Below are 13639 nucleotides of genomic sequence, written 5' to 3'. Positions count from 1 at the left end.
CCTTGCAATCCTCCCATCACCCTTCCTGTATTCGAGGCGGTTGGTGATGGTCACAAACCCGGTTTCGACTCGCTCACGCGCCTTGGGCATGCACCTGGTGCTGGTATTGTCGGTCTGTTTACTGGCCAGCCAGTTGCTGGTCACAAAACCGGCGCCACCGTCACCCGTACCGGCGAAAGAAACCACCGTCGCCGATACCGCCACACCGTGGGGCGCCGACTATTTCCCCAACACCTTGCTGACCGACCAGGACGGACGCCAGGTGCGTTTTTTCGATGACCTGATCAAGGGCAAAGTGGTGGTCATCAACTTCATCTTCACCTCGTGCAGCGACTCTTGCCCATTGGAGACCGCACGCCTGCGCCAGGTGCAAAAGCTGCTCGGCGACCGGGTCGGCAAAGACGTTTTTTTCTACTCCATCAGCATTGATCCCTTGAGCGATACCCCCGCGGTGCTCAAGGGTTATGCGCAACGCTTTCAGGTCGGGCCGGGCTGGCAATTCCTCACCGGGGAATTCGCCGACGTCACCGAGCTGCGGCAAAAGCTCGGGTTGTTCATCGAGGGCGTCGACAACGGCCGCAGCAAGGACCACAACCTGAGCCTGATCGTCGGCAACCAGTCGACCGGGCGCTGGATGAAAGCGTCGCCGTTCGAAAATCCGTGGATTCTGGCCGATCAGTTGGCCAATACCTTGCAGAACTGGAAGCAACCGAGCGTCGAACAGAGTTACGCCAATGCTCCTGAAATCCGTCCGCCGAGCAATGGCGAGGAATTGTTTCGGACCCGCTGCGCGTCGTGCCACAGCCTGGGGCCGCTGGACGGTCAGGGCATCGGCTTGCGCAGCATCGGCCCGGACCTGATCGGTGTGACCCGTCAGCGCGATCCTGCCTGGCTCAGTCGCTGGATCCGCGAGCCGGACCGCATGCTGGCGGAAAAGGACCCGATTGCAATGGAGTTGTTCGAGCGCTTCGACAAGATTCCGATGCCCAACCTGCGCATGGATGAAAACTCCGCGCAGTCGATCATCACCTTTTTGCAGGAGGAATCCGATCGCCAACACCCACCGGCGGGCGCGTTGGCGGCCGGTAACGAAGAGCCCGAACACCACCACGCCATCGCCGCGCCGGAGAAGGCCCAGGTGCAATAGTGGCGAAATAGCTTCATTGCTCAGGCATTGCGATCAATGCCACCTACACTGATTCGAAACACAGCAGAAAAGGCTTGTAGACCCGCGACCAGGACAGTCCCATGCAGACACTGGAAGAACAAAAAACAGCAGTGCCGACGACACCGGCCGCCGTAGAAGGCAAGGATTGGCGTCCGCCTTTCAATCTGGTCCGCTGGTTTTCCCTGGCGAGCTTTTTCATCATCGCCGCGGTGGCTTTGGGGCTCGGTTATATCTCCACACGCTTCGTGGTCGAAGAGAGCATCGAGCGCGATTCGATGTTGACCGCGCAATTTGTCCAGGCCATCGGTGAAGCCGAAGTTCGTCATGCAGCGATCACGCCGACCCGAACCATGGCGGAAATGCTCGACCCCCGGGCTGACAACGCCTATCCCGATGTCGATCCTGCTGCCCGCGCCTCTTCGCGGATCGAGTTTCTCGATCACGTGGAGCATCTGCCGGACATTCTGCTGGCCACGGTGTATGCGCTGGACCGCACGGTGGTGTGGTCGACCAACCCGGAACTGATCGGCGTGCGCATCGAGGATGATGATGAGCTGGACGAGTCCTTCGAGATGAAAGAAGCGGTGTCCACCAGCTATCACGAAATCGATGAGGAGCGTCCCGAGCAGCGCCTGCTGCGTGAGCCTCAATACCTGTTCATCGAAAACTACATCCCGATGTTCAACGCCGACAAAAGCAAAGTGATCGCCATGGTCGAGATCTACAAGGAGCCGACGGATCTGGTTGAACGCATCCAGCGTGGCTTCAAGGCGATCTGGTTAACAACCTTGCTCGGCGGGGCGGTCATTTACCTGGGCCTGTTCTGGATCGTGCGCCGGGCGGCGATGCTCTTGCAGAGCCAGCAAAAGCAACTGGTGGCCAATGAAACCTTTGTCGCCTTGGGGGAGATGTCTTCGGCGGTCGCCCACAGCCTGCGCAATCCTCTGGCGAACATTCGGTCGAGTGCCGAACTGGCCCAGGAAATTGCCAGCCAGACGGCGCAGAAAAACATCGGCGACATCATCAACCAGGTCGACCGCATGTCGCGCTGGGTCCGTGAATTGCTGGTGTCGTTGCGACCGGTCAACGATGACTTCGAGAATGTGGATCTGGTCCTGGCCATCGACGACACCCTGAGTGCGTTCGAGCCGCAAATCAAACGCTCGAATGTCGAGGTGCGATTCATCCCCACGACAGTCCCTGCGGTCGTCAGCCAACAGGTGCTGCTCACGCAAATTCTCAATAGCCTGTTTGCCAACGCCCTGGAAGCCATGCCCAAGGGGGGCGTGTTGAGCATCGACATCGACCAGCCGACGGCCGATGAGGTGTGCATGATTCTCAATGACACCGGCAAGGGCATGAGCAAACAGCAGCAGCAAATGGTCTTCAAGCCATTTTTCACCACCAAACAAGGGGGGCTGGGCGTGGGCCTGGCCCTGGTCAAAAGAATAATGGAGCGTTTCGATGGCTCGGTCGAACTGACCAGCCAGGAGCAGGAAGGAACCCGCGTTTGTCTCAATTTCAAAGTGGCAACGGGAGGGGAATATGGAACACAGCATACTGCTGGTCGAGGATGATGAACTCCTCGCCGAGAATATTCAGACCTACCTGGAGCGCAAGGACTTCGAGGTTACAGTCTGCCACTCGGCCGAAGACGCACTGGAGCAATTGAAGACCTTCGCACCGGATGTCGTGCTCACCGACAATTCGTTGCCGGGCATGAGTGGTCACGACCTGATCCAGAAGCTGCGCATCAGCGCGCCGGATCTGAAAGTGATCATGATGACCGGCTACGGCAATGTCGAAGACGCGGTGGTGGCGATGAAAGAGGGCGCGTTCCATTACGTCACCAAACCGGTGGCGCTGCCCGAACTCAAGTTGTTGCTGGACAAGGCCCTGGCCACCGATCGGATGGAGCGCACGCTGTCGTTCTATCAGGAGCGCGAGGCTCAGAAATCCGGGGTGCAGGCGCTGATTGGCGACTCAGCGCCCATGGCTTACCTCAAAGGCACCATCGCCCAGTTGCTCGACGCCGAGCGGCGCATGGCCAACAGCGATTTGCCGCCGGTACTGGTAGAAGGGGAAACCGGGACCGGCAAGGAACTGGTGGCTCGGGCACTGCATTTTGACGGCCCGCGCAGCAAAGGCCCGTTCATTGAATTCAACTGCGCCTCGATCCCGTCCAACCTGGTGGAGTCCGAGCTGTTCGGCCACGAGAAGGGCGCCTTTACCGACGCCAAGGATCGTCGATTGGGCCTGGTGGAAGCGGCCGATGGCGGGACACTGTTCCTCGATGAAATCGGTGAGATGGACCTGATTCTGCAGGCCAAGCTGCTGAAGCTGCTGGAAGACCGGACCATCCGCCGTGTCGGCTCGGTGAAGGAGCGCAAAGTCGATCTGCGGGTGATCAGCGCCACCAACTGCAACCTGGAGCAAATGGTTCAGCAGGGCAAATTCCGCCGCGATCTGTTTTTCCGCCTGCGCATCATTTCCATCAAGGTGCCGCGCCTGTATGCCCGTGGCGAAGACATCCTGCTGCTGGCCCGACACTTTCTGGCGGCCCATGGCAAACGCTACGGCAAGCCGAACCTGCATTTCAGCGATCAGGCCGAAGAGCTGCTGCTCAATTACACCTGGCCGGGCAACGTGCGCGAACTGCGCAACATGCTGGAGCAAACGGTGTTGCTGGCACAAAGCGACACCATTGCTGCACATCAGCTCAATGTCTGCATGAGCCTGGTGGACGAGCCGCCGATGTTTCAGCATGAGATGCCACCCAGCGAACCACGCCCGACCTACAACGGCACCGAGTCGATGAACCTGCCGGAAGTGGAGCGCGACATGGTGCGCAAGATGCTCGACAAGACCGACTGGAACGTCACCAAGTCCGCACGGCTGCTGGGCCTGAGCCGCGACATGCTGCGTTACCGGATCGAAAAACTCGGCCTTGCGCGTCCGGACAAGCGGCAGTGGTAGAGGCGCAGTTTCAAGCTTCAAGCGGCAAGCAAGAGCGGCCTTGTTACAAGGCCGGGCCTGGAGCGCTCAGGCAGGCCAGCATGCACGTGGGGTCGATGACCTCCTGGTTCACATAGACGCCGCGCACCTCATCGTAGGTGCGGATGAACACGCGCACGGTGGCATCGGCTACCGTCGGCAACTGCGAGTCGGAAAACACGTGCTCGCTGGACACCGGAATAAATGTCTGGGGTGAAGCCGGGATGTACGCGCCCGGTGGCACCGTGCTCAGCGAAGGTGGCGCAGGGTGGGCGAAGGGTTGGTCAGCCCCGTAATAGTGGAATTCACTGCTCGACTGGTCGGTTTGCATCAAGCTGTCGTCCGCCTGCGCAACGCTGGCGGCGGTCAGGCAAAGGGCAAGCAATAGCGAGTGTTCGGTTTTGTTCATGGCAGCACCTGCGAAATCGGTTTTCCCGCTTTTCCCCAAGGTCATTAACTATAGCGCTACTTGGCGCAATGCGATTTGCCGCCGGGTTTCGAGTGCGTCTGCTGCGCAGCCTCGCTGCGCTCGACAGCTGCTACGGGTTGGCGCAGTGCTGTAGCAGCTGGCGAAGCCTGCGTTCGAGGACGCAGTCCGCGTGGTTTTTGCGGTGCAATGGGAGAGCGAGCTGCTACAGTGCGGGCAGTTGAATCTGATCTGGAGCGCGCAATGGAAATGCCGACAAACGAACAAGCCATCGCCAGCAACCGCGATGCCTGGAATGACTCCGCCCGCCATCACAAAGACTCTGCCGAGTGGCAAGAACATTGGGCCGCCGTGACCCATGCGGATTTCTCCTGCCTCGATGACACCCTGACCGAAGTGCTGAGCCAGGTCGGAATCGACGGCAAGGACGTGGTGCAATTGTGCTGCAATAATGGCCGCGAAAGCCTCTCCCTGTTTGCCCTGGGGGCGCGGCATGTGGTGGGCGTCGATCAGTCCGCCGCGTTTCTCGATCAGGCGCGCGAGCTGGCGTCACGTTCGCCCCATGCGCCGCAGTTCATCGAATCCGACATTCATCATTTGCCGCCGACATTGCAGGAGCGCTTCGACGTGGCCCTGATCACCATCGGCGTGTTGAACTGGATGCCGGACATCGCTGAGTTCTTCCGCCATGTGGCGCAAACGCTCAAGCCAGGGGGCGCATTGGTGGTGTACGAAACCCATCCGTTCCTGGAAATGTTCGACCCCGATTCAGCCGATCCCTATGCCCTGAGTTCCTCGTACTTTCGCCGCGAACCGTTCGTGCAGAACGAACCGATCGTCTATGAAGGCAAAGTCGAACAGCAGGCGGCCCCGTCCTACTGGTTCGTCCACTCCCTGGGCGATATTTTCAGCGGTGCCATCGCGGCCGGGCTGCAGATCAACCACTTCAAGGAGTACCCGCATTCCAACCGCGAGGAACTCTATGACCGCTATCAGCAGCAGGATGCGCAATTGCCGATGTGTTTTACATGGGTGGCGGTGAAACGCTGAGTGATTTATTGGTGCAACTGACGCCATCGCGAGCATGCTCGCTCTCACAGGGATTTGCATTCCCAATGTAGGAGCGAGCCTGCTCGCGAATAGAGCGACTCGGTATTCCGGTCGACCTCCGGGTCAAACCTGAGCCGCCGCCGTCACCACTGGCCTTCCTGGTTTGCGCAGTGGGTCCAGGCGTGAGCCGCTGTAGCGGGTTTCGCGGAAGAAGCGCCAGCGGCCGAAGAGACCGTAGACGTGGGTGACCCGGCCCTGTTCGTGATAGCCCATGCGGATGTGCAGCTTCAGGGCAGGGATGTTGTGGGTTTCGCACACGTCCACCACCTTGTTGCAGCCTTGCGCCGCCATGGCTTCCCACAGCGCGACCTGTACGTCCACCGACAGGCTGCTGCCGAAGTAGGCGCGGATCATTTCGCCGCCAAACTCGAAGAACTCACCCGGTTTGACCGGAAACCAGCAACCGTAATAGTGGCGGTCGTGGTAGTCCCGTGTACTGCCCCAGATGAAGCCAATGGCATCGCCTTGTTCGTCCAGGTACATGTGCCCGGTGTGACCTTCGGCGGCGAGTTCGGCCATGGTTTGCACGCGGTCACCGAAGTGTTTGGTAAACGCGACGGCGTTTTCCGGGGTGATGGTTACCTGACGCACGCCGGAGTAGGGGCGCAACTTGTGCGGTGGGACAGGGCTGACCAGATCGCGCTCCATCCACAACAACTCCCAATGGAAAAACACATAGCGTTTCCACAGTGTGCTGAACGTGCGGCTCAAGCCTTTTTGTTTGATTCGTTCGCGGAGTTTGTCGATCAGGCTCATGAAGCCCTCCTTGGCCGGGATTGGCCGTGCGTTGGGTGGTATTGATGGGTATAGATCACCATGGCAATTGCATGGCACGTCCTTTGACAGCAATTTGTTTCAATTTGTGTTTCAGTATTGACACAGTTTTTCCGGCGTCAAAAAGCCGCGCTCCGGTACTTCCGAAGGCGCTTGGAACAGGCAAAAAACGAGGTGGCCACGCTTACTCCATCACGGTTTGCACCCGCCTGCCGACGCTGTTGCCGGCCTCGCTGTAGGCAACTCTTGGCACTCCCGGCAACCGTTTTTCCAGCAGCGCGCTCAGCGACTCGCCCTGTTCCAGATAGGCATCGCCAAAATCGGCGCCGAGCTGGTTGGGGTGGGCGACGATCTCCAGTAAACCGTCGCTGGGTGGTGCGGCGTCACGCAAATCCACCGGGGTACAGACGTAGTCGGCGGTGGCGCCGGCCAGGCTGTTCAAACGGTGGTTGAGCAATTGTTTGAACAGGCGTTTGGGCAGGCTGAGGTTTTGCCCCAGGTTGCGCGCCAGCCGCACAGGCACGCCTTGCCGGGCTGCGAAACGCGCGACGATTTCGCCGATCGGCCAGATGTTGTGCACGTGTTGATGGGAGTCCAGATGGCTGGGGCGCACGCCGTTATCCAGGCAATGTTGCCATTGCGCTTCGAGCTCTTCCTCGACCGCCAGGCGATCCTGGCGCCCCAGCCACAGACGCGTGCGCGACAGGTTGAGGTCGAACACCCCGGCACTGTCACAGAAAGTCCGGCGCGCGAGAATGCGCCTGCTCAAGGGGCGGCCGTAGGTCAGGTTGAAGTGCAGGCCGATGCGCCCGGCCAGCAAGGGATGCTGGGCCAGGACACACGCCGCTTCGAAGGCCGGCATGTTGGCCATGGCGGTGGCGGAACTGATGACCCCGGCCTGGAACGCGCCGAGAATCACAGCGTTTTCGCAGGCGCTGAGGCCGAAGTCGTCAGCGTTGACTATGACTTGCTGTGGCATGTTCGCCCTCCATGAGTTTGTCGGTGGATGCAGGCGCCTTGGGTACGGGGGCCGCAACGGGGGCAGGGGCAGGTGAGTTGACCGCCGCCGCACGCTTGGCCCGCCATTGCTGCATCACGGGTTTTAGCTGTTGCCAGAGGCGCAGGGCCAGGCCTAGAGCCAGGCCGCTCGGGCGCCAGGAGTAGAAGCTCCAGCGCCAGTGTTCCATGTGTCCGGTCATGCGTTCATGCAATTGATGGCTGGAGTTTTCCAGGCTGACCCGCGAGGCATCGATCCAGCGCCAGTTGTCGTCCAGTCCCCAGCGAATCCACTCTTCAAGCAGCACCCGACCGCTTCCCAGATCGGCGTATTGCGGCAGGAACGCGAGGTTGTAATCGTACAGCCGTCCCTGTTCCAGCAAGCCGAGGCGATAGCTGATGCAGCGTCCGTCCAGCTCCAGTATCACCACGCGCACCAGGCCTTGAGCGGCGAGTGCGGTGAAGGCCTTGTCCATCCATTGGCGGTGACGTTCATCGGCAAATATGCCCACGCCTTCATCGCCTTTCCAGCTCACCGCTTCGACCTCGGCGATGGCCTTGAGCAACGGCCCCATGGTCGTTGCATCGGGGGTGATACGGCGGATCTCGGCGCCACACGCGGCTATACGCTTGCGCGCCCGACGCAGTTTGTAGCGCGGATCGCCGGAGACTTCCTGGCGATCCGCATCGGTGATCAGGTGCACCGGCGCGCGACAACTGAGACGGCGCTCGGCGGTAGAACTGCGCGCCCGCCACGACGTCAACGCACTGTCCTCACCGGCCAGTTCATTGAGTTGCAGCACAGCATGAGGCAGCTGACGGCGAACCTCGGCCAAGGCCTGGCGCATGCCTTCGGCATCCACGCACGCGAGCAGCGCGAGCCGATCGGCGAGGGGATAACCCAAGTGATGCAACACCCGAAACGGCAACCCGCCGAACCGCTCGACGGACGCCACCAGAGGTAGACACAGGACCAGCTCATCAGCTTGCCAGCCGAGCAGAACGTGCAAGCGTTCGCCGGCCGTCAGTGCCTGTTGCGACGCCGCCATCCAGGCCAGTGCGTTGAACGGCGTGTGGTCCATCACTCGCAGACGCAGCGCTTCGTACGCCGCTGCGGGAAAATCAGCGGCGCACAGCGAAATACGCCATTCAAATCGCACGGTCATAGGCTCAGGCCACCGAAGCTGTCGCAGGTGAACGTTCCGGTTTGCGCAGGGCATCCAGGCGCGAACCGGTGTAGCGGCTTTCACGGTAAAAGCGCCAACGGCCAAACAGTTCATACACGTTCATGATGCGTCCCTGTTCGTTGTATCCGGTGCGAATGTGCAGTTTCAGGGCCGGGATGTTGTGCCACTCGCACACATCCACCACCTTGTTGCAGCCCTGGGCATACATGGCTTTCCACAGCTCGGTTTGCAGGTCCATCGACAGTGACGTGCCCCAATAACCGCGGGTCAATTCGCCGCCAAACTCAAAAAACTCGCCTTCTTTCACCGGGAACCAGCACCCGTAATAGTGGCGGTCGTGGTAGTCGCGGGCGGCGCCCCAGATGAACGCCACCGCGTCGCCTTTGTCGTCCAGGTGCATATGCCCGGTGTGCCCCTCCCGGGCCAGTTCGGCCATGGTTTCCACCCGATCACCGAAGTAGCGGGTGAACGCCACGGCGTTTTCCGGGGTGATGCTGACCACTTGCAGCGGCGGGTAGGACTTGAGTTTGTGCGGTGCGATGGGGCTGACCAGGTCGCGCTCCATCCACAGCAGTTCCTGGTGGGAAAACACGTAGTGTTTCCACGCTTTTTTCAGGGTGGCCCGCAGGCCTTTCTGTTTGATGTGTTGGCTGAGCTTCTGCAATGCACTCATGTTATTGGCTCCTGACGGGTTGACCCGCAAGTGGAGTAAACCAACGCGCGGCAGATTGCCTGCGCGGCCAAGCAATAGAGCGGCGGTCATGATGCGTTCCAGCTCAGGGCGAACAGGGTTTGCCCTGGCAGCTCGAAACTCACGCGACCGTTGGTGCAGTTGAACGGTGCGTCGCGGCTGCGGTTGTCCGCGCCGAAGTAACGCAATGAACCTTTGGCCAGCGGGCAGGCTGCGCCATTGAGGCTGACATGCTGCAAACGCGAGCCTTTGTTGACCCCCAACAGGCTGCGCTTGAGATCGTCGGCCATGGCCAGCACGTCGACTTCGAACGCATCGTTTTGCAACTGCATCACGTGGGGCAGCCAGTGCTGCCGGATGAATTGCTGGGCGAGCCCCACGGGTTTGAGTTCGAAACGGTCTTCGCCGAGCACGCGCAACATGCCCTTGGGGTACTCGGGCTCGTCGGCGGCCTGGAACCAGTTGAGCATGTCCAGCAAACCGTCCTGGGAGGCGTTGATCACCACCGAGGCCCACCACAACGAGGTGAAGTGGGTTTCCTGATCGTAGGGGCTCAGGCTCGAACCGCTGGACAGGTTGGTCTGGTCCAGCAACAAGGCCTTGCGGGGCCGGCCGTTGGCGTCGAGCCCGACGAGGTCGGCGGCACGGCGCACGCTGTCGCGATAGACCCGGGTGGCCAACAGATCGCGGACCATCCATTCGTGCCAGGCCAGGGCGTCGATCTGGTCGCCGGATTCCTTCAGCAGGCGTTTGGCCCAATCGATGCCACGCTTGTCGGCGGCGTTGTCGGCGAACGGGCCGTTGATCAACCGGGAGCTGGCCGGCATGGCGATGCGCACACCGGCCTTGGCGTTGTCGGGGTTGCTGCGCACCTGCCGGGCCATGCTGGTGAAAATGCTTTGGTAGCTGGCGTAGTCCGGGTAATTGAGGTTCGGCTCGTCGGCAAAACCGATGTAATGGGTGCCCTTGTCACCGAGCGCACGGGTGGAGGCGAGCCAGGCATCGAGACCGGCGTTGCTCAGGGTATCGGCGCGCAAGTCCGCCTGGCGCTGGCTGCCGGCGAGCAGGGTGATGTCCTGGGTGATGCCGAAGCGATCCTGATACAACTGGCGGAACGCATCTTCGTAACGCGGTTGTTTTGCCGTGATGTCGACAAAACTGTAATAGGCACCGGCCTGCGGTTTGATCGCGTCGAGCACCGCATAACTGGACGGCGGCGGCAACACGTAGGGCAGGGCGATGCCGAGTTTCGGTGTGTTGCCGGCCACGCCTTTGTGCAAAGTCAGCCGCGTTTCACCCTCGTCTTCGCGCAAGGGTTTGAGTTGCTGCGGGTTCTGCGCGAACAGGTTGGCCGTGCCGTCGAGCCAGAACGCCGCTTTACCGCTGCCTTGCAGACGCAGGCGCCAGACTTGATCGATATCGGCCACGGGCAGCGCGACCTGATCGAACTGCCAGTAGGCACGGTACGGCTTGAGTGCCATCGACAACAGTTTACCGTCGCCGACACGCTGCGCTTGCAGGGCGCCGACACCACCGTGGAACTTGCCCGCCAGCACCGCGTGCTCGCCCGCCGCCACCTTGAAAAACAGTTCGTCACCGTCACGGGTTTCGGCGCTGAAATGCACCTTGGCCGGGGCGAACAGTGCCACCGTGCGTTCGTCGTGTTCGACCTTGTAGCGGCGAAAGCTGTAGCCGGGAATTTCCAGTCGATAGCTGCTGGCGCCCGGCAACAGCGGCCAGCTCTGGGTCCCCCGGGTTTCGCTGGCGGCAATCAGACGCTCGGCCGCCAATCGGCCCTTGCCGTCGACCAGGTACAGGTGTTCTTCGTTGGCATCCGCTTGCCACGCCGGCACCCAGCGCACCGTCACGTTGTCGGGGCGGTCCGCTTGCAGGTACAGGCTGCCGTCGCGAATGTCGGCCCAGCGCATCGGCCCGGCATAGGCGTCGAGCGACAGACCCAGGCTCACTGCCAGCGCGAAATGTTTCATGCCGATTTCCGTTGCAGGATGTGCAGCATCGGCATCACGTCGCTGGGCAGGATGATCAGGGTTTGCCACAGCGGCACGTGGCTCAGGCGGCAATACATCACCAGCAACGCGACGGTCACCGCCAGGTAGGCAATGGACGACGCGGCGGCGGCGCCGACGATGCCGTAGGCGGGGATCAGCAACAGGTTCAACGCCAGGTTGAGCAGGGCGCCGAGGCCCATCATCAGCGAAATCGAACCGGGACGATCCTTGCCCAGCAGATCCAGGCGCAGAATGCTCGCGTAGCACAGGCCGAGCAGCCCCGGCAGCAGCGCCAGCAAGGCGGGATAGGCCGGCTGATAGGCGATGCCGAACAGGGTGACGATCAGCCACTCGCCGATCAGCGCCATGGTCAGGCACGCGCCGAGCATCACCGTGGCCGTCAGGCGCAGGGCCAGTGGCGTGACCTTTTCGATGCCTTCTTCCTGTTGCAGCAAGCGTTTCATCAGTGGCGTGGTCACCGCTTCAGGCACGATCAACAGCAATTCGGCGGCGGCACTGGCCATCGCGTAATGACCCAGCGCGGTGCTGCCGAGCAGGGCGCCGATGAACAGATAATCGGAGCGCAGGATCACTTGCTGGAACAGCAAATCGGGATGGCTACGGGCGCTGAAACGCAGCAGCTCGTTCTGGCTGGCGCGGTCCCATTGCAGGCTCAGCGGTTGATTGCGCTTGAGCCAGACCCAGCCGACCAGCACCACCAGGCTGATGCCCGCCAGCCAGCTGATCAGCGCCGCTTCGAGGGCGGCGCTTTTCCACATCCAGAACAACGCGAGAAACAGCAACAGCGGCGCCAGCGATTCGATCAGGCGCAAGGCGTTGAACGCCATTACGCCGCCCGAAGCGTTGTGCAGTGTCAGCAGCCCGCTCTTGAGCACGGTCAGCGGCACCGCCAGCAGCAACAGCCAGGCGAGCAGGCCGAGTTGCGTAGTGATGTCCAGTTCGCTGCCGAACTCTCGGTTCAGCGCCACCACCAGCAAGGTCAGCAAACCGGCGAGCAAACAACCAAAGACCAACACCTGGCTGAGCAACAATCCCATCGGCCGTTGTTTGGCCGCCTGGTAACCCACCGCCGAATTCAGCCCGCCACTGGTGGCGGCGCTGATCAGGTCCGGCAGGGTGCTGAGCAGCGCGAACAGGCCGCGTTCGCTCGGCCCGAGAATCCGCGCCAGCAACACGTTGCGCAGCAAGCGCAGGGCGATCATTGCCAGTTTGGTCCCCATGCTCAGGGCAAGGTGTTTGAGGTAATGGCTGCGACTCATGGGCGGGCCCCACGGTAGATGCGCCAGGACAACAAATCCGGATTGCGTGCGGTGCGCTGGCTGACGCCAAAACGCGGCAGGGCCAGCGGGTCGTTGGCGCCGCGATAGATCCCGGTGCCGGTGCCCAGGGCAAACGGGAAATCATGGTCGGCCACGTGTTGCCGCACGCGCTCGTCGTTGTCGCCATTGGGGTAGCAGTAGACCGGCAGCGGCCGGTTGCAACCGTTCAACAGTGCCTGGCGGCTGCGGCTGAGTTCTTCGTCCAGGGTTTGATCATCCAGGCCGGTGAGGATCGCGTGACTGGCGCCATGGGGGCCGAAACGGATCAGGCCGCTGGCCTCCAGCGAGCGTACCTGATGCCAGTCCAGCGCTTGCGGCAATGACTCTTGCGGGCACGCGTCGGTCAGGTGATTGAGGTCCTGGGGCGAAAGGGTTTTCAGCGCTTGCAGAAAGTGCAGCAGGGCCAGGCTGCGGCGTTGTGCATCCGGGTCGTCGCACAACACCGGCAACGGACGCCCCAACTGCTGCAAACATTCGATCAAATGTGCGCGGGCCTTTTCGCCGTGGCTGTTCCACAGGGTTTCACCAATGCTTTCCCACCAGAAACGCTGGCGGCTGCCGATGAAATCGGTGGACAGGAAAATGCTCGCCGGCACCTGATATTTCTGCAACAGCGGGTAGGCATTCACCGCGTTGTCGCGCCAGCCGTCATCGAAGGTCAACGCCACTTTCGGCCGCTCGGACCTGAGGCTGCCCGGTTGCAGGATGTCCATCAACGGCACGCAATCGAAATGCTTTTTCAACCAGCCCAGCAGGTGTTCAAAGGCCTTAGGCCCGACGCACAGTTCATTGCGGTGAGGCAGGTTGGCGGCGTTGTCGTCGGCCAGCACCCGATGCAGCATCAGGATCACTCCGGCGCCATGCAGTTGCTGGCGGCCCACCGAGGAATTGAGGTACAGCCAGCCGCTGGTGCGTTTGAGTAATTGCTTGATCGCCATGGCGC

General features: G+C 61.3%; 12 protein-coding genes. 4 read left to right on the top strand and 8 right to left on the bottom strand.

The features are described from left to right. Positions 1–46: 46 nt before the first annotated feature. From KVG88_RS06015 to KVG88_RS06005, 3 genes are all read left to right on the top strand, one after another. On the top strand, positions 47–1147 hold the full coding sequence (locus KVG88_RS06015) for an SCO family protein (protein WP_217870670.1): 1101 nt from the start codon (positions 47–49) through the stop codon (positions 1145–1147). A gap of 101 nt (positions 1148–1248) precedes the next feature. Next, positions 1249–2745, top strand: a complete 1497-nt coding sequence (locus KVG88_RS06010) for a sensor histidine kinase (protein ID WP_217870669.1) — start codon at positions 1249–1251, stop codon at positions 2743–2745. Then, complete coding sequence (locus KVG88_RS06005; RefSeq protein WP_217870668.1) at positions 2714–4144, top strand: sigma-54-dependent transcriptional regulator; 1431 nt, start codon at positions 2714–2716, stop codon at positions 4142–4144. Before KVG88_RS06010 ends, KVG88_RS06005 begins: the two co-directional genes overlap by 32 nt. A gap of 43 nt (positions 4145–4187) precedes the next feature. Here the strand turns inward: KVG88_RS06005 and KVG88_RS06000 are convergent, their stop codons facing one another. Then, positions 4188–4571 (bottom strand): hypothetical protein, encoded by a 384-nt coding sequence (locus KVG88_RS06000; protein ID WP_217870667.1) that lies wholly within the window; start codon positions 4569–4571, stop codon positions 4188–4190. Positions 4572–4832: 261 nt separating this feature from the next. Between KVG88_RS06000 and KVG88_RS05995 the strand changes: the two genes are divergently transcribed. Further along, positions 4833–5639: a class I SAM-dependent methyltransferase gene (locus KVG88_RS05995; protein ID WP_217870666.1), complete on the top strand. Its 807-nt coding sequence runs from the start codon at positions 4833–4835 to the stop codon at positions 5637–5639. 123 nt (positions 5640–5762) lie between these two features. On the opposite strand, the gene KVG88_RS05990 is transcribed toward KVG88_RS05995, so the two are convergent. The 7 genes from KVG88_RS05990 to KVG88_RS05960 all read right to left on the bottom strand — a co-directional run bounded on the left by KVG88_RS05990 (position 5763) and on the right by KVG88_RS05960 (position 13634). After that, the gene (locus tag KVG88_RS05990) at positions 5763–6455 is read right to left on the bottom strand and encodes a GNAT family N-acetyltransferase (RefSeq protein WP_150704874.1); all 693 of its coding nucleotides are present in this window, start codon (positions 6453–6455) and stop codon (positions 5763–5765) included. Between the two features lie 202 nt (positions 6456–6657). Beyond that, entirely contained in the window at positions 6658–7452 is a 795-nt protein-coding gene (locus tag KVG88_RS05985) for a ChbG/HpnK family deacetylase (RefSeq protein WP_217870665.1), read from the bottom strand. Further along, entirely contained in the window at positions 7424–8635 is a 1212-nt protein-coding gene (locus tag KVG88_RS05980) for a GNAT family N-acetyltransferase (RefSeq protein ID WP_217870664.1), read from the bottom strand. The genes KVG88_RS05985 and KVG88_RS05980 overlap by 29 nt, the downstream gene beginning before the upstream one ends. 4 nt (positions 8636–8639) lie before the next feature. Further along, positions 8640–9329: an N-acetyltransferase gene (locus KVG88_RS05975; protein ID WP_217870663.1), complete on the bottom strand. Its 690-nt coding sequence runs from the start codon at positions 9327–9329 to the stop codon at positions 8640–8642. An 86-nt stretch (positions 9330–9415) separates the two neighbouring features. Then, complete coding sequence (locus KVG88_RS05970; RefSeq protein WP_217870662.1) at positions 9416–11335, bottom strand: hypothetical protein; 1920 nt, start codon at positions 11333–11335, stop codon at positions 9416–9418. Next, complete coding sequence (locus KVG88_RS05965; RefSeq protein WP_217870661.1) at positions 11332–12636, bottom strand: lipopolysaccharide biosynthesis protein; 1305 nt, start codon at positions 12634–12636, stop codon at positions 11332–11334. The genes KVG88_RS05970 and KVG88_RS05965 overlap by 4 nt, the downstream gene beginning before the upstream one ends. Next, positions 12633–13634 (bottom strand): polysaccharide deacetylase family protein, encoded by a 1002-nt coding sequence (locus KVG88_RS05960; protein WP_150704868.1) that lies wholly within the window; start codon positions 13632–13634, stop codon positions 12633–12635. The genes KVG88_RS05965 and KVG88_RS05960 overlap by 4 nt, the downstream gene beginning before the upstream one ends. Positions 13635–13639 lie beyond the last annotated feature (5 nt).

It is taken from the genome of Pseudomonas azerbaijanoccidentalis, from assembly GCF_019145495.1.
GTDB lineage: Bacteria > Pseudomonadota > Gammaproteobacteria > Pseudomonadales > Pseudomonadaceae > Aquipseudomonas > Aquipseudomonas azerbaijanoccidentalis.
This window is presented reverse-complemented; position numbering and strand designations above follow the sequence as displayed.

Bases quoted from the DNA above. Each gene is read 5' to 3' on its own strand.
- KVG88_RS06015 (WP_217870670.1), top strand. From the start codon at position 47: ATGGTCACAAACCCGGTTTCGACTCGCTCACGCGCCTTGGGCATGCAC.
- KVG88_RS06010 (WP_217870669.1), top strand. From the start codon at position 1,249: ATGCAGACACTGGAAGAACAAAAAACAGCAGTGCCGACGACACCGGCC.
- KVG88_RS06005 (WP_217870668.1), top strand. From the start codon at position 2,714: ATGGAACACAGCATACTGCTGGTCGAGGATGATGAACTCCTCGCCGAG.
- KVG88_RS06000 (WP_217870667.1), bottom strand. From the start codon at position 4,571: ATGAACAAAACCGAACACTCGCTATTGCTTGCCCTTTGCCTGACCGCC.
- KVG88_RS05995 (WP_217870666.1), top strand. From the start codon at position 4,833: ATGGAAATGCCGACAAACGAACAAGCCATCGCCAGCAACCGCGATGCC.
- KVG88_RS05990 (WP_150704874.1), bottom strand. From the start codon at position 6,455: ATGAGCCTGATCGACAAACTCCGCGAACGAATCAAACAAAAAGGCTTG.
- KVG88_RS05985 (WP_217870665.1), bottom strand. From the start codon at position 7,452: ATGCCACAGCAAGTCATAGTCAACGCTGACGACTTCGGCCTCAGCGCC.
- KVG88_RS05980 (WP_217870664.1), bottom strand. From the start codon at position 8,635: ATGACCGTGCGATTTGAATGGCGTATTTCGCTGTGCGCCGCTGATTTT.
- KVG88_RS05975 (WP_217870663.1), bottom strand. From the start codon at position 9,329: ATGAGTGCATTGCAGAAGCTCAGCCAACACATCAAACAGAAAGGCCTG.
- KVG88_RS05970 (WP_217870662.1), bottom strand. From the start codon at position 11,335: ATGAAACATTTCGCGCTGGCAGTGAGCCTGGGTCTGTCGCTCGACGCC.
- KVG88_RS05965 (WP_217870661.1), bottom strand. From the start codon at position 12,636: ATGAGTCGCAGCCATTACCTCAAACACCTTGCCCTGAGCATGGGGACC.
- KVG88_RS05960 (WP_150704868.1), bottom strand. From the start codon at position 13,634: ATGGCGATCAAGCAATTACTCAAACGCACCAGCGGCTGGCTGTACCTC.